The organism is Gluconobacter sp. P5H9_a (genome assembly GCF_018812085.1).
Taxonomy (GTDB): Bacteria; Pseudomonadota; Alphaproteobacteria; order Acetobacterales; family Acetobacteraceae; genus Gluconobacter.
The window spans coordinates 45,142-66,494 of sequence record NZ_JACRVW010000015.1; the positions used below are offsets into that span (position 1 = coordinate 45,142).

The 21,353-nt window shown below is 55.9% G+C and carries 24 protein-coding genes and 1 tRNA gene; 16 read left to right on the forward strand and 9 right to left on the reverse strand.

Going from position 1 to position 21,353, the window contains the following annotated elements:
• Nucleotides 1-161: 161 nt before the first annotated feature.
• On the forward strand, nt 162-431 hold the full coding sequence (locus KP708_RS12580) for an HU family DNA-binding protein (RefSeq protein ID WP_202206824.1): 270 nt from the start codon (nt 162-164) through the stop codon (nt 429-431).
• Between the two features lie 6 nt (nt 432-437).
• Here the strand turns inward: KP708_RS12580 and KP708_RS12585 are convergent.
• The 5 genes from KP708_RS12585 to KP708_RS12605 all read right to left on the reverse strand — a co-directional run bounded on the left by KP708_RS12585 (nt 438) and on the right by KP708_RS12605 (nt 3,175).
• Nucleotides 438-512 (reverse strand) — tRNA-Gln (locus KP708_RS12585).
• A 69-nt stretch (nt 513-581) separates the two neighbouring features.
• Complete coding sequence (locus KP708_RS12590) at nt 582-1,271, reverse strand: TetR family transcriptional regulator (protein WP_215749513.1); 690 nt, start codon at nt 1,269-1,271, stop codon at nt 582-584.
• A gap of 80 nt (nt 1,272-1,351) precedes the next feature.
• Nucleotides 1,352-2,173, reverse strand: coding sequence for a pyrroline-5-carboxylate reductase (proC, locus tag KP708_RS12595; protein ID WP_215750088.1), 822 nt, complete (start codon nt 2,171-2,173; stop codon nt 1,352-1,354).
• 2 nt (nt 2,174-2,175) lie between these two features.
• Complete coding sequence (locus KP708_RS12600; protein ID WP_215749511.1) at nt 2,176-2,682, reverse strand: YbjN domain-containing protein; 507 nt, start codon at nt 2,680-2,682, stop codon at nt 2,176-2,178.
• 202 nt (nt 2,683-2,884) lie between these two features.
• Nucleotides 2,885-3,175, reverse strand: a complete 291-nt coding sequence (locus KP708_RS12605) for an accessory factor UbiK family protein (protein WP_202206821.1) — start codon at nt 3,173-3,175, stop codon at nt 2,885-2,887.
• 82 nt (nt 3,176-3,257) lie between these two features.
• On the opposite strand from KP708_RS12605, the gene rfaD reads away from it, so the two are divergent.
• Genes rfaD through KP708_RS12625 form a run of 4 tightly spaced genes read left to right on the forward strand, consistent with a single transcriptional unit; the run spans nt 3,258 to nt 7,278 of the window.
• Nucleotides 3,258-4,238 carry an ADP-glyceromanno-heptose 6-epimerase gene (gene rfaD / locus KP708_RS12610; RefSeq protein WP_215749509.1) on the forward strand — a complete coding sequence of 327 codons (981 nt, stop codon included), beginning with the start codon at nt 3,258-3,260 and terminating at the stop codon, nt 4,236-4,238.
• An 11-nt stretch (nt 4,239-4,249) separates the two neighbouring features.
• Nucleotides 4,250-5,056, forward strand: coding sequence for a prolipoprotein diacylglyceryl transferase (gene lgt, locus KP708_RS12615; protein ID WP_099211185.1), 807 nt, complete (start codon nt 4,250-4,252; stop codon nt 5,054-5,056).
• Nucleotides 5,049-5,822: a peptidoglycan editing factor PgeF gene (gene pgeF, locus KP708_RS12620; protein WP_215749506.1), complete on the forward strand. Its 774-nt coding sequence runs from the start codon at nt 5,049-5,051 to the stop codon at nt 5,820-5,822. The genes lgt and pgeF overlap by 8 nt, the downstream gene beginning before the upstream one ends.
• A gap of 55 nt (nt 5,823-5,877) precedes the next feature.
• Nucleotides 5,878-7,278, forward strand: a complete 1,401-nt coding sequence (locus tag KP708_RS12625; RefSeq protein ID WP_215749505.1) for an amidohydrolase family protein — start codon at nt 5,878-5,880, stop codon at nt 7,276-7,278.
• 41 nt (nt 7,279-7,319) lie between these two features.
• On the opposite strand, the gene KP708_RS12630 is transcribed toward KP708_RS12625, so the two are convergent.
• Complete coding sequence (locus KP708_RS12630; RefSeq protein ID WP_215749503.1) at nt 7,320-9,428, reverse strand: catalase; 2,109 nt, start codon at nt 9,426-9,428, stop codon at nt 7,320-7,322.
• Between the two features lie 225 nt (nt 9,429-9,653).
• Between KP708_RS12630 and KP708_RS12635 the strand changes: the two genes are divergently transcribed.
• On the forward strand, nt 9,654-10,529 hold the full coding sequence (locus KP708_RS12635) for an SDR family oxidoreductase (protein WP_215749501.1): 876 nt from the start codon (nt 9,654-9,656) through the stop codon (nt 10,527-10,529).
• Nucleotides 10,530-10,550: 21 nt separating this feature from the next.
• Here KP708_RS12635 and KP708_RS12640 read toward each other — a convergent pair whose 3' ends face one another.
• Entirely contained in the window at nt 10,551-11,876 is a 1,326-nt protein-coding gene (locus KP708_RS12640; RefSeq protein ID WP_215749499.1) for an MFS transporter, read from the reverse strand.
• A 209-nt stretch (nt 11,877-12,085) separates the two neighbouring features.
• Between KP708_RS12640 and KP708_RS12645 the strand changes: the two genes are divergently transcribed.
• The 7 genes from KP708_RS12645 to KP708_RS12675 all read left to right on the forward strand — a co-directional run bounded on the left by KP708_RS12645 (nt 12,086) and on the right by KP708_RS12675 (nt 17,504).
• Nucleotides 12,086-12,745: a 50S ribosomal protein L25/general stress protein Ctc gene (locus KP708_RS12645; RefSeq protein ID WP_086634762.1), complete on the forward strand. Its 660-nt coding sequence runs from the start codon at nt 12,086-12,088 to the stop codon at nt 12,743-12,745.
• Between the two features lie 3 nt (nt 12,746-12,748).
• Entirely contained in the window at nt 12,749-13,318 is a 570-nt protein-coding gene (pth, locus tag KP708_RS12650; protein WP_215757191.1) for an aminoacyl-tRNA hydrolase, read from the forward strand.
• A gap of 215 nt (nt 13,319-13,533) precedes the next feature.
• Nucleotides 13,534-14,628, forward strand: coding sequence for a redox-regulated ATPase YchF (gene ychF / locus KP708_RS12655; protein ID WP_215749495.1), 1,095 nt, complete (start codon nt 13,534-13,536; stop codon nt 14,626-14,628).
• Nucleotides 14,621-15,877 (forward strand): glutamate-5-semialdehyde dehydrogenase, encoded by a 1,257-nt coding sequence (locus tag KP708_RS12660; RefSeq protein ID WP_215750084.1) that lies wholly within the window; start codon nt 14,621-14,623, stop codon nt 15,875-15,877. The genes ychF and KP708_RS12660 overlap by 8 nt, the downstream gene beginning before the upstream one ends.
• Nucleotides 15,878-15,909: 32 nt before the next feature.
• Nucleotides 15,910-16,497 (forward strand): nicotinate-nucleotide adenylyltransferase, encoded by a 588-nt coding sequence (locus KP708_RS12665; RefSeq protein WP_244591078.1) that lies wholly within the window; start codon nt 15,910-15,912, stop codon nt 16,495-16,497.
• A 95-nt stretch (nt 16,498-16,592) separates the two neighbouring features.
• A complete protein-coding gene (gene rsfS, locus KP708_RS12670) occupies nt 16,593-17,045 on the forward strand; it encodes a ribosome silencing factor (protein ID WP_215750086.1) in 453 nt (150 codons plus the stop codon).
• The gene (locus KP708_RS12675; RefSeq protein ID WP_215749493.1) at nt 17,046-17,504 is read left to right on the forward strand and encodes a 23S rRNA (pseudouridine(1915)-N(3))-methyltransferase RlmH; all 459 of its coding nucleotides are present in this window, start codon (nt 17,046-17,048) and stop codon (nt 17,502-17,504) included.
• 69 nt (nt 17,505-17,573) lie between these two features.
• Here KP708_RS12675 and KP708_RS12680 read toward each other — a convergent pair whose 3' ends face one another.
• Nucleotides 17,574-18,296, reverse strand: coding sequence for a CHAP domain-containing protein (locus tag KP708_RS12680; RefSeq protein WP_202206811.1), 723 nt, complete (start codon nt 18,294-18,296; stop codon nt 17,574-17,576).
• 171 nt (nt 18,297-18,467) lie between these two features.
• Nucleotides 18,468-18,818: a RidA family protein gene (locus KP708_RS12685; RefSeq protein ID WP_046900317.1), complete on the reverse strand. Its 351-nt coding sequence runs from the start codon at nt 18,816-18,818 to the stop codon at nt 18,468-18,470.
• A gap of 147 nt (nt 18,819-18,965) precedes the next feature.
• On the opposite strand from KP708_RS12685, the gene KP708_RS12690 reads away from it, so the two are divergent.
• Genes KP708_RS12690 through KP708_RS12700 form a run of 3 tightly spaced genes read left to right on the forward strand, consistent with a single transcriptional unit; the run spans nt 18,966 to nt 21,114 of the window.
• A complete protein-coding gene (locus tag KP708_RS12690) occupies nt 18,966-19,622 on the forward strand; it encodes an MBL fold metallo-hydrolase (RefSeq protein WP_371822680.1) in 657 nt (218 codons plus the stop codon).
• A 19-nt stretch (nt 19,623-19,641) separates the two neighbouring features.
• Nucleotides 19,642-20,133, forward strand: a complete 492-nt coding sequence (locus tag KP708_RS12695) for a DUF192 domain-containing protein (RefSeq protein WP_215749491.1) — start codon at nt 19,642-19,644, stop codon at nt 20,131-20,133.
• Nucleotides 20,134-20,136: 3 nt separating this feature from the next.
• A complete protein-coding gene (locus KP708_RS12700; protein WP_211500248.1) occupies nt 20,137-21,114 on the forward strand; it encodes an NAD-dependent epimerase/dehydratase family protein in 978 nt (325 codons plus the stop codon).
• Nucleotides 21,115-21,353: the final 239 nt, after the last annotated feature.

The following is a 21,353-nucleotide window of genomic DNA, read 5'->3' on the forward strand; positions in this document are numbered from 1 at the left end:
AAATCCCTGACGATGGAACGCTAAGGCTGTTTGCGCGATTATATCATCGTTGCCCGATTGTATTGTAAGAAATACTGAGGAATGCTGTAAAAGATGATGAATGTTCAGGTGTTGAAGATACATCCTGAGATAGGTCCGCAAAAGAGGAGAAGCATGCGCCCATGAGTAAGGCATTTCTCGCAGCCGTTCTTCAGGACTCTATCGACTGTACAGGTGTCGCTGCACAGCGTGCGGCCAGCGATCTTGTAGATGCTATTATTGATGAACTAAAGCGCGAGGGGGGATTTACTATCTCTTCTTTCGGGACATTCACTGTGTGCGAAACAAAAGCACGTCATGCCATAAATCCACGGACAGGAGAGCCTGTTGAGGTTCCTGCCGGGCGAACGGTCCGATTCAAGGCAAGCCCTGGATTGAAGCAGAATTTATAGAGAGTTTGGCTGGGGCGGGAGGATTCGAACCTCCGCATGGCGGAATCAAAATCCGCTGCCTTACCGCTTGGCTACGCCCCAGTAGATCGCTCTTACGAACGCGATGGATCGGCTTTTAATCCGAACCGACGCGTCTCGTAAAGCCCAATATCAGAATTCAAGTTCCAGTTCGTGATCTGGCAGCCCTGTAGTGCGCAGGGCTTCGTCCATATTGCGACGGGCTGATGCCTTCAGGATACCCAGACGCTCGGCTCGGTTGAGGGCCTGATCCAAGGCCGCCATGGTGCTTCCGAGATCCTGGCTTTCGTCTTTTTCCCAAGCCCGGAGCGCATGTCCCCAGACAGCGGTCAGGGCATTGATACGCCAGATGCCGCCGAGACCAGAGCAGTCCATGCCTGCTGCGTCCGCAAGCCAGCGCATGGAATCCACAGTTGCTCCGGCGAGAAGGGCTGCCAGAGCGGGGTCATAGGGAAGGGCGTGAAGAACAGCCCTGACGCCTGTGCGGTATTCTTCGAAAATATCGAATCGGCGCATCATCAGGTCGAAGAGATATTCGCGGAGGGTACCGCCATTTCCTTCGTCGCGGAGTGCGCTTTCATCGGCGAGCCGCCCCAGACGCAGCAGCAGCAGTGCTTTGACCGGATAACGGGAACGTACAGCATCGACAGGAAGTCCTGCTTCTCGTGCCGCATCGACCAGAGAAAACCGGTGCCAGCCGTCTGAGCCAGCCAAGCTCAAGGCAGACTGGAGGAGAGCAATGTCGAAGGCTTCCCTGTCCAGTTCCGGTGTGCTGTCTGATGCCAGCTCATCGGTGTCAAATGGGTCCTGCCGCTCTTCCATGCCGGTCTCCTGTAGAAATCTTGTTTCTTAATGGTGGGAGCGTTTGCCAGTGTCAGCAAGTTCCCACCAGAGAGAAACGATCAACCGGCGAGTTCGTCGGCCCGTTTTGTGGCGGCGTCAATGGCTTTTGAAATATTTGACGGCCATGCGTCTGGAGCCATGAGAACATTCAGGGCAGCAGCGGTTGTTCCGTTCGGGCTGGTGACAGCTTTGCGCAGATCGGCAGCGTCGTCAGGCATGTCATCCAGCATCCGGCCTGCGCCGTAGATTGTTCCGCGTGCCAGACGGCGTGCTGTCGTTTGGGAAAGGCCGTGTGCTTCTCCGGCCTTTTCAAGCAGTTCAGCAAGAAGAAACACATAAGCAGGACCCGAGCCGGAGACGGCTGTTACTGCTAAAAGGTCTTCCTCACTATCGACGCGGACAACATCGCCAACGGCGAATAGTAGTTCGTGGCAGAGGCTTGTCTGTTCTTCTGTCGCCTGAGGAGACGCATAAAAGCCGCTGATACCTGCACCGATTGCTGACGGTGTGTTCGGCATGGCGCGAAGAATGGGGAGGGTGGCGCCGCCTTTAGATGTCGCATCTGACAGGGCGGCACAGGTTCGGCCGGCCATGACGGAAAGCAGAGCAGCCTTGTTCATGCGAGAGCCCAAGGACTCCCCTAGGGCGCTGATCGCGTCTTCCGCTGTCGCAGGTTTTACGGCCAGGACAATAATATCCGGCGTAAAGGTCGATGGAATGTCAGACGCGGCCCGAACGACTGAACAGGTTTCGTCCGAACCGGATCTATGACGATCAACGACAACGATGCGAGGAGGTGTGGGAGAGGCGAGCCACCCATCGAGGAGCGCGCCTCCCAGTTTTCCACAACCAACCAGTAGAATTGAAGGTGTTGATGGCAAGGTCACGCGTCTCCGACACAATCGAGCATGGCTGCGTCCAGTGCATCCTGAGGAGATTTCCCGCCCCAGAGAGTGAACTGGAACGCGGGATAAAAACGCTCACATTCTGACATCGCGATATCGATCAGGTCTTCCATGCTTTCACCCGGAGGTGTGGAGACCCCACGCATCAGGAGCGTATGGCGAAAAGAAGGGACACCGGTTTCGGTATCAATAATGAAATGGCCGACCCATAGCTTGTTATTGGCGAGGGAAACCAGTTCATGCACGTCTGGCCGACGTGCTGTGGGGGAGCGTAGATCCAGCGTGCAGTTCAGGTGCAAGGCTGAAAGCTCGTCTGACCAGGTGAAATAGAGAGAATAGTCACACCATTGACCTGGGGCCTGAGCTGCCATTTCGGACTGGCCGAGGCGCTCGAATTCCCATTCGTAGAGGCCCATGACCTGTTCCATAAGGTCGAGCGGATGAGATTCGGTTTCTGTGGTGAGTGAGGTGCTCAGGGCAGGCATGTCGGATCTCCCAAGGCCGTGGAGGCCGGAACCGGTCATGCACCGGTGCGGCGCTCCAGATGTCTGCGGTCAGGAGAGGGATGACCACTCCTGACGCTGATCACGTTATGTGGCCTTGGTGAAGTGTGCAAGTATCACGCACGGCTTCAATCAGTTCGTACGAAGATGTGTTGCATCAGGATCGCAACGAAGAGGGGCTGTTTCAGCCCTGAGGGCCACCCTTTTCTTCGGTTGCGAGGTCTTCGAGTGCTGTCAGGCGCGATTCGATGGCAGCAAGGCGGGCTTCTGCTTCGTCCTGTGCCATGCGCGCGCGCGTCGCCATTTCCTGAACGGCATCGAACTCATCACGACGAACCAGTTCAAGGGAGGTCAGGACTTCGTCAACGCGGGTGCGGATGATGGAGTGTAGTTCTTCGCGGGCACCGGTGACAGCCGAAAAAGCATTGCCGGCAAGGCCTGCGAGGTCGTCGAAGAAGCGGGGTCTGTCAGACATGGGAGAAACTCCTGCAGAGAGGCGGCGTGTCGTGTGTGGCGCGTCGCTTGGATCGTTTTCGGGGGCAGACTATACAGGAAGGATGATTATCGTCACCGGCGGAGCCGGATTCATTGGATCGTGCCTTCATGCCGCCCTGCGTCAGCGCGGGCTGCGGACGGTTGTTGTGGACCGGCTTCGTGAGGGCGTAAAATGGCGCAACCTCGCGTCTCATGCGCCGGATCAGATCATCACGCCTGAGGCGCTCCCGAGTTTCCTCGAGACAGCGCCAAAGATCGAAGCGGTCTTTCATATGGGCGCGATCAGCGCAACGACTGCACGAGACGGAGACCTTGTCTGGTCGACTAATGTGGCGTTGTCGCAGTTTCTCTGGCGTTGGTGCGCCCAGAACGATGTCCGGATGATTTACGCTTCGTCTGCGGCGACATATGGCGCTGCAGACCAGCCTGAGATGTTCCGTGACGGGCTGGATGCGATTGATCATCTCAGACCGTTGAACCTTTATGGATGGTCAAAGCAGGTTTTTGATCTGTGGGTAAAGCGTGAGCTGGAAGCTGGGCATCCGGCCCCACCGCAGTGGGCTGGACTGAAATTTTTCAATGTTTATGGCCCGAATGAGTATCACAAAGGGTCCATGATCTCCGTCGTGAAGGTCAAGTATGATGACCTTCAGCGCGGGGCTGCTGCACGACTATTCAAATCTGACGTTCCGGGGATGGCTGATGGCCAACAGAAGCGGGATTTTATCTGGGTCGGGGATGTTGTGAACGTCATGCTATGGCTTTTCGACCATCCGGATGTCAGTGGTCTTTTCAACTGCGGAACCGGAGTGGCGCGGAGCTATCTGGATCTGGCTCATGCGGTCTGTGACGCTGCGCATCGGGCGCGGGACGTGGAATTCGTCGAGATGCCTGAAAAGCTCCGCGGGCAGTATCAGTCCTTCACCTGTGCGGACATGAGCCGTTTGCGTCAGGCAGGATATGATGCGCCGTTCACGTCTCTTGAAGACGGAATACGGCAGTATGTGCGTGATTATCTTTCTCGATCGGAGTCAAACCTTTGAGCCAGCCCTTGATGTTCCCTGGGTTTGACCCCGTTGCATTTCATGTCGGCCCGCTGCCGGTGCGCTGGTATGCCTTGGCGTATATGGTTTCGTTCATCATCGCGTTGCCGATTGCGAGACGATTGAACAGGCTGGCACCGGAAGTAGCGACTAGTGAACAGGTCGATGACTTCCTGTTTTACGCTATTTTGGGTGTTCTTTTGGGTGGTCGTCTTGGGTACGTGTTGTTCTACCGACCTCTGGATTATCTCGCGCACCCAGTGGACATCATCAAGACATGGGACGGCGGGATGTCGTTTCATGGGGGAGCTCTGGGAGTCATTCTGGCTCTGGCATTCTTCTCTTGGAAGAACCGTCTAAGCTTTCTGGCTTTTGCGGACCGGATTGTGCCGGTGGTTCCGATTGGGTTGGCGCTAGGTCGTTGCGCCAATTTTGTGAACGGGGAACTCTGGGGCCGTCCAGCATCGCCTGATCTGCCGTGGGCCATGGTATTCCCCACAGGTGGCCCCGTGGCACGGCATCCTTCCGAGCTTTATGAGGCGTTGACGGAAGGCGTTCTCCTGTTGTGCGTCATGCTGTTCGCCGCAACCCGTCCAAGATTGCGGGCACATTTCGGATTTCTGTCAGGGTTGTTCCTTTTTGGATATGCCTGCGCACGGAGCTTCTGTGAGTTTTTTCGGGAGCCGGATGCGAATATCGGCTTTCTGGCCGGCGGGGTCACGATGGGGCAGATCCTGTGTATTCCGATGGCGCTCGCCGGGTTAGGTCTGATGACGTATGCCCTTCGTCGTCCGGCGCAGGAGAGCGCTCATGTCTGAGGCTATTCTCAGAAGTAATGGTCTTGGCGTGCCACATGGCTTTTTTACGCGCCTCGGCGGCGTGTCCCCGAAACCTTATGACAGCCTGAACTGCTCTCTGTCGTCTCCTGATGATCTGGCAAATGTGAGCGAAAACCGTGCGCGTGTTGCGCGGCAGATCGGGGTTGAGCCAGAAAAGCTTCTGGGTCTGAAGCAAACGCATAGTGACATTACGGTTCCAGTGACCCGGGAGACGGTTCTCTGGGCTATGGGGCGTGGGCAGGATGGCGATGCGCTGGTGACGGATCGCCCTGGCGTCGGTGTTGGGGTCATTACGGCAGACTGCGGGCCTGTTCTTCTGGCTTCCGAGGATGGACGTATTGTGGGAGCCGCGCATGCAGGATGGCGTGGAGCGGTAGGCGGCGTTCTCGAATCTGCTGTGACGCAAATGAAAGCTCTGGGCGCCACGAATATTCGGGCAGTAGTCGGCCCTTGCATTGGGCCTGAGAGTTATGAGGTTGGCCCGGATATGCGGGATGCCGTTCTGGCTCAGGACGGGAACGCAGGCGTGTTTTTCCGCGTGGCGGAACGGGCAGGGCATTTCATGTTCGATTTGCCAGAATACTGCTCGGCGCGTTTGAAAGCTGCTGGTGTTCAGCAGGTTGAAGTTCTGGGTGTGGATACATTGACGGACCAGAGGTTCTTCAGCCACCGCCGACGGACACTCGCAGGCGGTGGCCATATTGGTCACCAGATCTCAGCAATCCGGCCTCGCGTTTCATCATAGTATTGCAGAGTGCCGCAGCGCTTGTGCGGATCGCTGGGACTGTTATCGTTCCGGCATGAAAATGCTTCGTCCTGCTCAGATTCTCTGTTCCATGCTGGTGGCCGCCTGTGCCGGGGGCGTAGCCTACGCCGAGCCGTCTCATCTTCTGGTTCGTAACGCCCTGATTTTTTCGATGGCTGATGGGCAGAAAGCGCCTTTTAAAGGGTATTTTTCTGTTCGTTCAGATGGCGTGATCGATCATATTGGCCCCGGTGCTCCACCCAAGGATCTTCAAGCGGATCAGGATGTGGATCTGCATGGACATTGGGTCATGCCAGGGTTCATTTCCGCTCATAGCCACCTCTGGCAGGCCGCGTATCGTGGCCTCGCGGCGGATCAGACGTTGATGGGATGGATTACGGCTTTGTATTCCGGCAAGGCGAGTGTGGCGCGAGCTGAGGATATTTATTGGTTCACTCTCGATGGCGCGCTGGATCATCTCGCTCATGGCGTCACGGCTGCCTATAATTTCAATTATGGCGGGGCGAGCCCGAAGATGGTCGCGCAAACGGATCGTTTGCAGTTTCAGGCTGAAACAGCCTCCGGCATTCGATTTGTACATGGTCTTGAGCCATTGCCGGGTAAAGCCGATGTGTCACTCGCAAAGGCTCGTCAGCATGTTGGGGATTTTCTGGCGTGGTCCGCCGGGCAGCATGTGGGGTCTACGTTCCTGTCTGTGATGATCAATGGTGGGGCGGGATTTCACGACACCGGAGACGTTGCGAAGATCGAAGGCGCGTTGATGCGGGAGTATCGTCTGTCCAACCAGAGCCATTATCTGGAGCCGCCTGAAAACGTTTCAGCCCAGCAGGCTCGGTTCCACTGGTTTGAGGATGAAGGCATTCTCGGGCCTCATCTGATTTTCGGGCATTTCATTCATACGACGCCTGAGATTATTGCTCGATCCGTAAAGGCTGGGGCGTCCATGGTCTGGAATCCGCTTTCAAACGGTCGTCTGGCGTCAGGGACGGCGGATATTCCGGCCTATCTGAAAGCTGGTTTGCGGGTTGGGATGGGAGAGGACGGGGAAGCCAGTGCCGATCTGGCAGATCCTTTCGAGAACATGCGGACCGGGCTTTATGCCATCCGGGACAAGTACCAGAGCGCTGCAATCATGAGCCCGTATGATGTGGTGCGACTGCACACGCGGGGAAGTGCTGATGTTCTAGAAGTTGGGGATCGTCTTGGAAGTCTGGAAGTCGGGAAACTGGCGGACTTCCTTGTGATTGATCCGACCAATCTTGGGTATGTGTTTGACCCGTATGCCACGCTGGTTTTTGCGGCGGCTCAGGAAAATCTGGAGCAGGTCTATGTGGGGGGCGTGCTGATGGTGGAACATGGCAAGCCGCTGAAGCAGGATTTTGCGCATGTTCGGCAGGAAGCTGATCGGCGGGTTGCGGCCTCTGTTCAGCATTAAAAAAAGCCGGGGTGTGATCCCCGGCTTTTCCTATGCGTGTGTCAGACGCTGTGGGTTTTGGCTTCACGATCCCAGAAGCGGAGCTTCCGGCAGGTTGTGATGAAGGGTTTGAAATCGCCATCGTTTTTGATGGCGATCACACCATCGTCTATGTCGTCGGGTGTGATGCCGCCTTTTGCCAGAAGCGGGGCAGCATCCGGGCCGTAGGCGATGAATTTGGCATGGGCGAAAGCATCGGCCACGAAGTCACGGGCTGTTGCTTCCCTGGTCAGAAGCTTTGTTCCCTCGGCAGAAGAAAGCAGCACGACGGCGTCGTAAAGTACGGATGGCGCACCGACGATTTTCTGGCCTGCCGGGACGGTTTTTCCGTCTGTTAGTGTTACGCCGCCGACAACGGGAGCTACCAGTTCAATCAGTGTACCTTCCGCCTTTGCAGCTTTCTGGAGAGCGTCCAGCAGTGCTGCATCCGTACCGTCTGTAATCACGACACCCAGTTTGCGGCCTGCGAAGGAGTCGGGGCCGTTCTTGAGGATGCTGAGCGCTGTTGAGGCGGCCAAATCCGTGATGGGTGTACGGGCGGCTGGAGCTGGAGCGGGGAGATCTTTCAGGCCCAGACCTTCAGCTACGCCTTTGGCCAGCGTTTCATCCACGTTCAGAAGATGAGCAACGACGCGGGAGCGGATGTTTGGTGTTTCAACCTTACTGAGCTCGAAGACGAATGCGTTCTTGATGTGCGTTTGTTCGGGCTTCGTCTGGCTGATGTAGAACTGGCGTGCCTGGCTGTAGTGATCGGCGAAGAGTTCACCGCGTTCGCGGGTTGTGCGACCGTTGTCGTCGGGGAAGTGCCTGTAGCCGGTCTTGGGGTTTTCACGCGGACCTGAACCCCAGGAGTTGGGTTCGTAGTTTACGCGACCCTTCGGGTTGTGCATGGCGGCGTGGCCGTCCTGCTGGAAGTTGTGGAACGGGCATTTGGGCGCGTTAATGGGGATATGCGTGAAGTTCGGGCCACCGAGACGCTTTGTCTGCGTATCCAGATACGAGAAGTTCCGGCCTTGCAGGAGCGGATCGTTGGTAAAGCCAATACCGGGGACAACATTCTGGGTGCAGAAGGCGACCTGTTCGGTTTCAGCGAAGAAGTTGTCCACCATGCGGTCCAGCACGAGGCGACCGATCCGTCGAACGGGGACGAGTTCTTCCGGGATGAGTTTGGTCGCATCCAGAATATCGAAGTCGAATTTGTCGGCGAAGGCGTCGTCAAAGAGCTGTACGCCCAGTTCCCATTCTGGATAGTCCCCGGATTCGATGGCCTGCCATAGGTCACGGCGGTGGAAGTCAGGGTCGGCGCCGTTAATCTTGACGGCTTCGTTCCAGACGACTGACTGAAGGCCCTGTTTCGGCTTCCAGTGGAACTTCACGTAGGTGGATTTTCCTTCGGCGTTTATGAGCCGGAAGGTGTGGACGCCGAAGCCTTCCATGAAGCGGAAGGAGCGGGGGATGGCCCGGTCTGACATGATCCAGAGGAGCATGTGAACGGTTTCGGGCGAGAGAGATGCGAAATCCCAGAAGTTGTCATGAGCGGACTGTGCCTGCGGAAAGCCGCGATCGGGCTCTTCCTTTACGGCGTGTACCATGTCCGGGAACTTGATGGCGTCCTGGATGAAGAACACGGGCATGTTGTTGCCCACGAGATCCCAGTTGCCCTCCTCGGTGTAGAGCTTCACGGCGAAACCGCGGACGTCGCGGGCGAGATCGAATGAGCCTTTGCCACCTGCGACGGTTGAAAAGCGGACGAATGCCGGAACACGGGTGCCGGTTTTTACAAGGACGCTTGCGGTCGTGTAGTCGGACAGGGAGTCTGTGAGTTCGAAGAAGCCATGAGCGCCGTAGCCGCGCGCGTGAACAACGCGTTCAGGAATGCGTTCGTGATCGAAGTGGAAGATCTTCTCCCGGAAATGGAAATCTTCCAGAAGCGTTCCGCCGCGCGGGCCAGCTTTTAGGGAGTTCTGGTCATCCGCGACGGGAACGCCTTGCTGGGTGGTTAGGGTCGGTGTGTCGCCATCCGCCGTCTGATGAGTCGCGCCTTGAGGGCCGCGCTCGAAGGTCTGGTCACCGATGGTCACGGTGGTGCGTTTGTCTGCCGTGTCGCTCATGGTTCGGTCCGATCTGCTGTCGTCTCGAATGTCCGGCGCAAATAACGCCGGGTGTTTCGATTCAATTCCTGTGCGTTGATTTCCTTTTTTGGAAATCTGTCACTTTAGAAGTCCGAGACGAGGGCAAATGTTCCGGAAAATAATTTGAGGAAATGTTCTGAACTGAAAGAAAGAGCGGACCGTTAGAGACTTACTTGCATCGTTTTCGCAGAGCAGGAGGCTTGAATGCCTGTCCATCCTCGCAACCGTTATCCTCGGCCGCCTTTTGAAGCGCAGAGTCAGCCCTTTCCAGGACTCTCAGCGAAGATGACGCCGCAGCCCGATTATGGCGAGAAGACTTACAAGGGGGCTGGCAAGCTGAAGGGACAAGTGGCTCTGATAACTGGTGGTGACTCTGGTATCGGGCGTGCTGTTGCGCTGGCTTTTGCACGGGAGGGGGCGGACATTGCCATTTCCTATCTTGAAGACGAAAGCTCGGATGCCAAGGAGATTGCAGCCCAGATTGAGGCAGAGGGGCGTCGTTGTCTGTTGTTGCCCGGAGATATTCGGCATTCAGCCCATTGCTCAGCTCTTATAGATAAGGTTCTCGCGGAGCTGAGGCATCTCGATGTTCTTGTTAATAATGCAGCTTTCCAGAATTGGGCGGAGCATCTGGAAGATATCAGTGAGGAGGAATGGAAGCGGCATTTTGACACGAATACGCATGCACTCTTCTACCTGACGAAGGCTGCCTTGCCGCATTTGAAGGCAGGAGCATCCATCATCAATACGTCTTCAGTTAATCTGAAAACTCCTCCTGAGATCTTAGTGCCGTATTCCATGACGAAAGCGGCGATTGCGAATTTTACAGTTAGTATGGCGCAGCAGCTTGCGGCGCGTGGGATCCGTGTAAATGGCGTTATGCCGGGACCGATCTGGACGCCTTTCATTGCCACGGGGATGCCTGAAGAGGCACAGAAGAAAGTGGGCTCTGATGTCCCGCTGGGCCGTCCGGGTCAGCCAGCAGAACTTGCGGGTGCCTATGTTTATTTTGCAGACCCGCTGAATAGTTACACGACTGGTGCGCTGCTGGCGGTCAATGGTGGGATGCCGATGCTTTGATGTGCTGAAAGTATTGGTAAATTATGGAAACGCCTGCTCCTGATCGAGCGGGCGTTTTTCAGTTTTGGGACCAAACAGCAATGTGACACTCGCGCCTAGCAGGAGCAGGCAGGTCGTGAGGCCAAAAATTCCGGGGAAACCTGCTGCGGGGTAAATCCAGCCAATCAGGATGGGCGAAGATATGGCGCCTAGCCGAGCAATAGCTGAGGCGAGACCCATTCCCCGCCCTCGGAGGGCTGTCGGAAAAAGCTCGGGTGTATAAGCGTAAATGCCGCCATAGGTTCCGTTCATGAACATGGACAGCAGGATGCCGAAAACCAGAACCTGAGCAGGGGTCTGACTGGCCGCCATGCCGATGGCGCTAATCCCGCCAGCGATCATGAAGGTTGCTACGGTCGTTCTGCGGCCGAGCCGTTCGGTACAATATGCCGATGCAAGATATCCGGGGAGTTGGGCTGAGTAGATGGAAATGGCGTAGGCGAAGCTGCGTGTGACCGTCATGCCGCGTTCGATCATGAGAGTGGGGATCCATGTGAAGAACGCATAGAAACAGAAAGTGATGGTCAGCCACATGACCCAGCTCATGAGAGTTGAGCGTCTGAGATCTGGAGCAAACAGGTCCTTCAGCGGGCGGATCGCCTGCGGCTCTGAGTGTGATGTCGTTGTGAGGCCTGCGGCCAGACCTGCGCTCTGCTCGATCAGTCCGACGATATGGCAGGCTTCGTGTGTCCGCCCGCGTTGGTCTAGCCATCTTGGAGATTCCGGAAGGGTGCGCCTCCACCATAATAGCATCAGGACAGGCAGGGCTGTGGCCATCAAGGCCCACCGCCAGCCGTCAGGAGACGATGGAACGAGCATGAAGCCGAGAATGGCTGCTGCTACGTATCCAAACGAATAAAACCCGGTGAGACTTGCCGTGAAGGCGCCTCGATAGCGGGAAGAGACAAACTCGCTCAGATAGGGCGCGATAATGGTTGCTTCTGCGCCTGCGCCTAGTCCTGCAAGAAGACGGGCTGAAAAGAAGCTGCTGAAGGAGCTGGACACAGCTGAAAGCAGGGAGCCGATAGCGTAGAGGGCAAGGGCGCTCATCATGACGGATTTGCGTCCTGATCTGTCGGCCCACCAGCCAGCAAGGAGCGAGCCCATGCTGTAGCCCAGATACGTAGCGCTTCCGAGAAGGCCGAGGGAGGGGCCAGACAGATGCCACTGCGTTTTCAGGACGGGGAGTGTGAAGGCTACAATCGCCGAGTCTAGGCCGTCGAACATATATCCGCAGCCCCCCAGGATCAGTAGGCGGCGATGGAAGGGTGTGAATGGCAGATGTTCGATGCGGAGGGCGATGCTCATGGATTCTCTGGGACGCAGGCAACTATGGGGACTGTGACAGACTATCTGGCGGTTTGGGCGTGGGTCCAGCCATGGTTGGGGTAGGGTATCAGGAAGGTAGAATCTGGGAAAAAGGTTGTGTGTGGCGCAGTTTTCCGCTATTTCGCCGCTCGCACAGGCACCCCTGGAGGTCTGTGTGGTGACAAAATTCAATACGCAGGAGCGTAACAGTGGCTAATTTGACGACACTTGCTGTCTCGACGCGCGCGAAGGCTGGTAAGGGGGCAGCGCGCGCAACGAGACGTGCCGGGCTGGTTCCGGCAGTAATCTATGGTGGCAAGCAGGAGCCTTCCATCATTGCTCTTGATCCGCGCGTGATCATGAAGGAACTGCACCGTGGTGGCTGGTCCTCCCGCGTGTACAACCTGGCAGCAGAAGGCGCAGAGCCGGTTGCAGCCCTGATCCGTGACGTGCAGCTGCACCCGGTGACGGATGCTCCGATTCACATCGACTTCCAGCGCGTTGCAGCTGGCACGAAGGTGCATGTTCAGGTTTCCATCATCTTCGTTGGTGAAGAGAAGGCTCCTGGCATCAAGCGCGGTGGCGTTCTGAATGTTGTCCGTCATTCCGTGGACGTTGCTGCTGATGCAGCCAGCATTCCGGAAAGCTTCACTGTTGATCTGAGTGTCCTCGACATTCATGACAGCGTTCGCTGGTCCGACCTGAAGGGCACGGAAGGCGTAAAGCTGACGGGTCATCAGGCTGCTGATCTCGTGATCGCTTCTATCGCTCCGCCGACCATTGATGCGGAAATGGAAGCTGAAGCTGCTGCCAAGGCTGCTGCCGCTGCTGCTGCAGCTACCGCAAAGCCGGGCGCAAAGAAGAAGTAAGTCATGAGGCTCTGGACCGGTCTCGGCAATCCCGAGCCGGGGATGAGCCGTCATCGACATAACATCGGCTTTATGGCGGTTGATGAAATCGCCAGGCGTCACGGGTTTTCCCCGKGGCGCAAGCGCTTTCGGGGGGAGATTTCCGAGGGTGTTCTTGGGGGGCAGAAAAKTTTCCTCCTCAAGCCGATGACTTATATGAACCTGTCAGGCGACAGCGTTCAGCAGACTGCGCAGTTTTTTAAGATCGCGCAGGCCGACATCACCGTTTTCCATGATGAACTCGATCTTGCTTTCGGCAAGCTGCGCATCAAGCGCGGCGGTGGTGCGGCAGGGCATAATGGCCTGCGCTCAATGGATCGCTGTCTTCCCGGACCGGATTACTGGCGTGTGCGGATGGGCATTGGCCATCCGGGGCACAAGGACCGGGTGCACGGGCATGTTCTGGGAAATTTCGCCAAGGCGGAAGAACCGGAGCTGGAGCGGTGGCTTGAGGCGGTTGCGGATGCTGCGCCTATTCTGGCCAAGGGCGAGAATGAAGCGTTCATGACAAAAGTGGCGCTGCTTACGGCCTGAGTTCCTGGAGACTTCAGGTCTCTTATGGCCGGCTTTTTTCACTGTTATAACGTGCGGGTATCGTTGCCGGAGAGAGTTCTCGGGCGGGAATCGTACTCTGCTGCCTGTTTTGCCGGGTGCAGGTGTTGTCCATGGGCGTGGATTCTGCGAACACAGGGCAACTGAATTCTGAGACTGGGCTGACCGATGTGGCGGCCTGAAAGATGGAGAGCACAATGGGTTTCAATTGCGGCATCGTTGGTCTGCCCAATGTTGGCAAGTCCACGTTGTTCAATGCTCTGACGGAAACAGCCGCAGCGCAGGCAGCGAACTACCCATTCTGCACCATTGAACCGAATACGGGCCGCGTGGCTGTGCCAGACCCGCGGTTGGACATTCTGGTAAAGATTGGAAAATCCCAGAAGGAAATTCCGACGAGCCTTGAATTTGTTGACATTGCGGGTCTGGTCCGTGGGGCGTCGAAGGGTGAGGGGCTGGGAAACCAGTTTCTGGCGAATATCCGCGAGACAGATGCCATCATTCATGTTCTGCGCTGCTTTGAAGACGATGACATCACCCATGTTGAAGGTGGAGTTGATCCGGTTCGGGATGCGGACATCATCGAAACCGAGTTGATGCTCGCGGATCTGGAAAGCCTTGAGAAGCGCCAGATTAATCTGCAGAAGCGCGCTCGTGGGAATGACCGTGATGCGCAGGCTCAGCTTGAGATCATGGAACCGCTGGTTGCGGCATTACGTGACGGTAAACCTGCACGTACGGCTGTGCCGAAGGGGCAGGAAGCTGAAGCCGCTCGGCTGCAACTGCTGACGACCAAGCCTGTCCTGTATGTTTGCAATGTTGAAGAATCTTCCGCTGCAACAGGGAATGCACATTCTGAAGCTGTTCGTAAGCGGGCAGAAGAAGAGGGCGCTGGTGTTGTGATCGTTTCTGCTGCGATTGAGGCTGAAGTCAGCCAGTTGCCGCAGGAAGACCGGACTGAGTTTCTGGAAGGTCTGGGACTACATGATAGTGGTCTGGATCGTGTGATTGCGGCCGGCTATCGTCTGCTGGGGCTTAGAACCTACTTTACGGTTGGTCCGAAGGAAGCGCGGGCCTGGACCATTACGGAAGGAACCAAAGCGCCGCAGGCTGCGGCTGTTATTCACAATGACTTCGAACGTGGCTTTATTGCCTGCGAAACGGTTGCTTTTGACGACTATGTGGCCTGCAATGGCGAAGCAGGAGCAAAGGAGGCTGGGAAGTTGCGCATCGAAGGCAAGGAATATGTTGTGCAGGATGGAGATATCCTCCTCTTCCGCTTCAATGTCTGACGCGGCTGCCATTCTGAAGGGCCTGACGGATAAGGCCCGTCAGGCTGCTCGTGGATTGGCGCGAGCGGATGAGGCGACGCGTAATCTGGCACTGAATGCTGCGGCTCAGGCCCTTCGTGCCAACAGCGCAGCAATCGTTGCGGCAAACGAGCAGGATCTGGCCGGGCTTTCTGATGATCGGACTGCTGCATTCCGGGACCGTCTGACTTTAACGCCTGAGCGCGTTAAGGCCATGGCAAGGGGCCTGGAAGACGTTGCAAAGCTGCCTGACCCGCTTGGACGCATTCTGGCAGAGTGGAAGCGCCCTAACGGGTTGCTGTTCCGGCGAGTTGCTGTGCCGCTTGGTGTCATTGGCATGATTTATGAGAGCCGGCCGAATGTTGGGGCGGATGCTGCGGCACTTTGCATCAAGTCCGGCAATGCTGTGATTTTGCGTGGTGGGGGCGAAAGCCTTCATTCAGCGCGTGCAATTCACGCAGCGATGGTTACCGGGCTGGAGCAGGCGGCTCTTGATCCGGCTTGCGTTCAAATTCTGCCCTCTGCTGATCGTGCGCTGGTTGGGGCTCTGCTTCAGGCAGCAGATGGGGTGGACCTTATCATTCCGCGTGGTGGGAAGTCTTTGGTCGAGCGTGTTCAGCGTGAGGCGCGGGTACCTGTTCTGGCGCATGCGGATGGACTTAATCATACGTATGTTCATGCCAGTGCTGATCCTGAAATGGCGCGTCGGGTTTTGTTGGATGCCAAGATGCGCCGTACGGGTATCTGTGGAGCAACAGAAACGCTTCTGATTGATCGGGCGATTGCTCCGTCGCTGCTGCCGCTGATAGTGAACGATTTGGCGGCCAAGGGTTGCACGTTCCGGGCCGATGAGGCTGCCAGAGCCATTATTCCGGCCTTACCGGCTGCCAGCGCTGCGGATTTTGATACGGAGTGGCTGGATTCGATCCTGTCCATCGCGGTTATTGATGGCGTTGAGGAGGCTCTCGACCATATAGCGCGCCATGGCAGCGCTCATACGGAAGCGATTATCGCGGAAGATTCTGAGATTGCTGCTGCGTTCATGAATGGGACCGATAGTGCGGTTGTGCTGTGGAATGCATCGACTCAGTTCTGTGATGGCGGTGAATTTGGCTTTGGGGCTGAAATCGGTATTGCCACGGGACGGATGCATGCGCGAGGCCCGGTGGGGCTCGAACAGTTGACTTGTTATCGGTACGAAGTGCTTGGCAACGGACAGGTGCGGGGCTGAATACGATCCCGACGTTTGGCGATGGCCGACGTATGCGGATTGGGCTGCTGGGTGGCTCTTTCAATCCGGCGCATTATGGTCATCTGAAGGTAGCTCAGCAGGCGTTGCGATCTCTGCGATTGGATCAGGTGTGGCTGATGGTCTCACCTGGGAATCCTCTCAAGCCTCGAAAGGGCATGGGATCGTTCAGGGCGCGCCTTGCGTCAGCCCGGAAGATCGCTGATGGCCGTCGAATCTGTGCTACGGATATAGAAGCAAGGCTGAAACAGCGTTTTACAGTGAAGACTGTGGCATTGCTTCAGAAGCGCTTTCCTCATGTTCAGTTTGTCTGGTTGATGGGAGCAGATGGGCTGGCGCAATTCTCGCGCTGGAAAAACTGGAGAATGCTGGCCCGTATGGTACCTATAGCGATTCTGCCGCGGCCAGGGAGCGTAACGCCTGCGTTGCACGGGGCTGCGGCGTCTGCTTTACGGCGAAATCGACGGCCTTCGAGGGAGGCTGCTATACTGGCGCAAAGAAAAGGATGCGCATGGACGTTCCTTTCTGCGCCGCAGAACGATATATCGGCTACAGCGTTGCGAGAGTCCGGGCAAATCTGTCTGGAACCGGATCAGGAGTAAAAGCCATCACCAAGACGACCTCAACCGACCCAAAGGCCAAGACCACGCGTCGGAAAACCAGCACCCCTGATGCGGCACTGGCCGAGGCTGCCAAGGTGCCTGGAACGCCCCGCAAGAAGGCAGCCGCTGCTGGTCCCAAGAAGACTGCTGCCAAGCGCGAGCCGGTACAGCCTGATGTCCTGACAAAAATGCTGTCCATAATCACGGCCAGCCTTGAGGAAGACAAGGCAGAGGATATCGTGGTTCTGGATCTGGTTGGCCGTGCCAATTTTGCCGACCGTATGGTTGTGGCGACCGGTCTGGCGGATCGACAGATTGCGGCCATGGCGCATCACATCGAGAAGAAGCTGGGTGAAGACGGCTTCAACCGGGTTCTGGTTGAAGGCGCGAATGGCAGCGACTGGGTGCTTCTGGATACGGGAGATGTTGTTGTTCATCTTTTCAAGCCAGAAAGCCGCGAGCTGTATGCTCTTGAAAAGATGTGGGGCTCTGATCTGGATTCGAGCGAATCCGAAGTGGCTGTCGGTAAGGACGAAGAGCAGGGCTGAATGAAGCTCGTTGCTATTGGACGACTGAAGTCCGGCCCGGAACGGGAGCTTTTCGACCGTTACGCTGCCCGGATTCGGCCTGCGTTGACTGTGGCAGAGATTGCGCCCTCCAAAGGCTCTGTCATGGAGCAGAAGCGCAAAGACGCTGCCGGACTTCTAGGTGCCTGTCCTGAAAATGCTTTTGTCGTTGCCCTCGATGAGGGAGGAAAGACATTTAGCAGCCTGCAGTTTGCGGCTATGTTTGCTCGATGGCAGGAAACTGGCCGTCCGGTACATTTCTTGATTGGCGGAGCAGAGGGGCTTGATGGATCAGTGATCCAAAGAGCCGACGCCGTTATTGCTCTCGGAGCGATGACTTGGCCCCACATGCTAGTGCGCGTGATGATTGCCGAGCAGGTGTTCCGCGCTCAGGCTATCAATTCGAACCATCCGTATCATAAAGATAGCCGGCCTGATTAAGCAGTTTCTGAGCGATTGGGTATAAAAAAAGCGGGGCACTTAGCCCCGCTTTTCGCTTCTGGAGTATTCTTATCGGATAGACCGGTTCGGCGCGTCAGATGTAAAGGCATCGTCCGGGGCTTCCGCCACTTCTGTGTTGCTCATCGGATGACTCAGAGCATTCGATCCTCTGAAGATCGCACGATGACGGAAGGTGGTTGCATGGCTTTCGCGGGCGACCATGACCTGCGGCGCCTGGCGACCATCGTCTGCGCGGCCATAGATGAAGCCGTATGTCGGGTAAATGCTGCCAAGACGGCCGCTACGGTCGTTGAGGGCAACGCGGACTGCACTCCAGTCATTGTTGGGTGACACATCAACGACGCGCACGTTGTGTGCAATGCCGTTGGACGCCCAGTGAGACTGGTCAATGTAGATTGTGCGATTGTTCTCGACGGAACGGACAACAGCGACGTGACCCAGAGGCATACGACGGATGCCACGGAAATTTAGAACTGATCCCGCCTCAGGAGCGTTACCACGAGCATAGCGGCCCGCGGCGTTATACCACCAGTCCCGTGCGTTGCCGTGCAGCACGACGGAAGAAGCTTCCTTAGCGTAAGCTACGCACTGAATAACGTGCGCCGCTGAAAAGGTGTGGTGGTAGGAATGAGAGGCTCGATGAGAGCGGAAGACACTATGACCGCCATGTGAACCACGAAGGTGTTTGGCCTGTGCATGACTCGCAAAGAACATGACAGCTGAGAGCGCCAGGGCAGAGAAAAATGTTTTCCGGCAACTTTTATGCGTCACGATCTTTTTGATCCTGAATAGGCTTGTGTCGTTCGGGTGACAGGGAGCTAACAATCTTCATGCAACCCTGACAAGGGCAGAATGCATCACTGAGGGTTAAATTTTCATTTCTAATGAAAATCTTTCTCGTGTCGCATTCTGCCTTAATTGTGCCGTATTTGGTCGGGTGGCTTATTTCGTGGTTGTCAGCATGATTTCCACGAGGATGCGTGGGTCAGCCATGACAGCCTGAACGCAGGCGCGTGCAGGAGCTAGTCCTTCCGGGAGCCATGCGGACCAGTGCGTGTTGAGAGCATTGCGGTCTGCGATGTCTTTAAGCCAGATCTGTGCCTGAAGAATGCGGGTATTGTCTGTGCCGTGTTCTTCAAGAATGGCATCGAGTTGAGCCAGGACGTCTTTGGTCTGGCCATCGATATCTTGTGACAGGTCTGAGGCGACAACGCCTTGAGTGAAAACAAAGCCATGATATTCCACAGCCTTGGAAAGAATGGCGTTGGGTTCTGTGCGAATGATGCGGCTCATGGGGGTATCCTGATCCCGAGATTGGAAAGCCCCAGAGTGAGGCGGCTTTAAGAAGCGGTCAATCACCTCTTGGCTCCCTTGTCGTAGGGGGTGGGACGCGGTATCGCCGGGAGGTATCGCTAAACTGGCCGTGCGGGAGAAAAAACCGTGGTCCCTTTGAATGTCAAAAGAGTGCCTGTGACGCCGATCCGGCAGAATTGCACGATCCTCTGGGACGAACGGAACCATGCCGTGGTGGTCGATCCAGGGGGGGATGTGGATGAACTGCTCTCTCAGCTCCGTGGGCTGACGGTTAAGGCTATTCTTCTTACGCATGGACATCTTGATCATGCTGGCGGCGCTGATGAGCTCCGGGAACGCCTGAATAAAATTCAATCAGATCCTGTGCCTGTTCTCGGGCCAGATCGGCGTGATGCGTTCCTGCTAAGTAGTATTGAGAAACAGGCTGCGCATTTTGGTATGACAGGGATGGTGAGTGTTGTTCCGGACCGCTTTCTGGAAAGCGGTGAGACACTCCAACTTCTGGGCCATGATATCGAGGTGCGTCATATTCCCGGACATACGCCAGGACATATCGTGTTTGTGGATCATGGCAGTCGTCGTGCCATTGTTGGCGATACATTGTTCCGCCGGACGGTAGGCCGAACCGATTTTGCTTATGGGGATGCTCCTGCGCTGATTGCAGGTATTCGCCAACATCTCATGAGTTTGCCGGATGAGACTGTGGTGCTGTGTGGGCATGGAATGCCTACGACCATTGGGGAAGAACGCCGGTCCAATCCATTTCTTGTTTCTGAACGATAAATTTCAAAGAGGGTTTCCCATGCGTGTAATGGCTTGTTCCATATTAGGTGCGATAGGTGTTCTCGCGGGCAGTATGACGGCTTCCGCCTGTGCCGCAGAAGAACCTATTCGTCAGGCGCAGCCTGTTCTTCCGACAGCACCTTTGACAATCACGACGCAAGACGGAGTTAAGCACTCGTTTACGGTGGAGTTGGCCAAAACCTACAGGGAACAGGAAGTAGGCGAAATGTTCCGCAAGGATCTGGCCAAAAACAAGGGAATGCTTTTCCTGTGGCCGCAGCCGCAGGTTTCCGACATGTGGATGAGGAACACACTGGTATCCCTCGATATCGTTTTCATTGATTCCACTAATCATGTTCATGCCATTGCGGAGAAGGCGGTTCCGCTGAGTGAGGCAATCCTGAGTAGTGACGGGGTTGTGGCCAACACGCTTGAGCTTGCTGGAGGGGTTACGGAAGAGTTGGGTATCCGCGTAGGGGATACCGTAAGTAGCCCGGCACTGAAGCGCTGATACGTGAAGGTTTTAGTTACCGGGGCAGCGGGATTTATCGGTTTTCACGTCTCGCATGCCTTGCTGGCGCGAGGCATGGAGGTAGTCGGCGTTGATACGCTGAATGATTATTATGACCCGCTCTTGAAAACGGCGCGCCTGAACAGACTGACGTGTCAAAAAGGGTTTGTGTTCGAGCAGAAGGATGTGTCTGACCGCGAGGCTATGCGATCAGTCATTGATGGTCATTCTGATATTGAAGTCATCATTCATCTGGCAGCTCAGGCGGGAGTTCGATACTCACTCATAGACCCGTATTCCTATGTACAAGCGAATGTCATGGGGCAGGTTGTTTTGCTGGAGGCGTCCAGAAATCTGAAAAGATTGAAGCATTTTGTCTATGCGTCTTCGTCCTCGGTCTATGGTCGCAACCAGTCGTTGCCTTTCAAAGAGAGTGATCGCGTGGATGAGCCGGGCTCACTTTATGCGGTTACAAAGCGCGCAGGTGAGCTGACGGCCTCCGCATATGCTTATCTTCACGGTATTCCACAGACAGGCTTGCGGTTCTTTACAGTCTACGGGCCGTGGGGTAGGCCAGACATGGCTTATTACGGTTTCGCGAAAGCTATTTGCGAGGGGCGTCCGGTTACCCTTTATGAGGGAAAAGGACTGTCTCGGGATTTCACCTATATAGATGACATCACATCGGGTGTTCTTTCGATCATGGACGTTCCTCCTCAAGTGGGTGAGGCGCGCATCTTGAATCTGGGGGGAGATCGCCCGGAAAAAGTGACGACACTGATTGCTCTGCTGGAAAAACATCTTGGGCGATCTGCATGCATAGAACATCAAGCTCGCCCCGTGGCGGATATGGAGAAAACTTGGGCGAGCCTGGAGGATGTGAAAGCATTATGTGGCTGGACTCCGAGCGTCTCGCTTGAGGATGGGGTTATGAAATTTGCCCAGTGGTTCAAGGATTTTCATAAAAAATCAGTTTTTTGATTTTTATATGATTTTTTGATTGACGGTGTGTGTAGGTGGCCGTATAAGCCCGTTCACCGACGCGGCGGGGCCTTCTTCGAGGGTCTGGCCGGGGCGGATGAGATGATGATCTTTGAAAATTGAATATGGAATTGGAAGGGATATGTTGGCGGCGTTTTGGTGCTGCTGGTTTTGGGATTATTTTCCTGAGACCTGAGTGTCGAACGTTTAGACGCTGATGTATCTTTTTAAGATGCTTC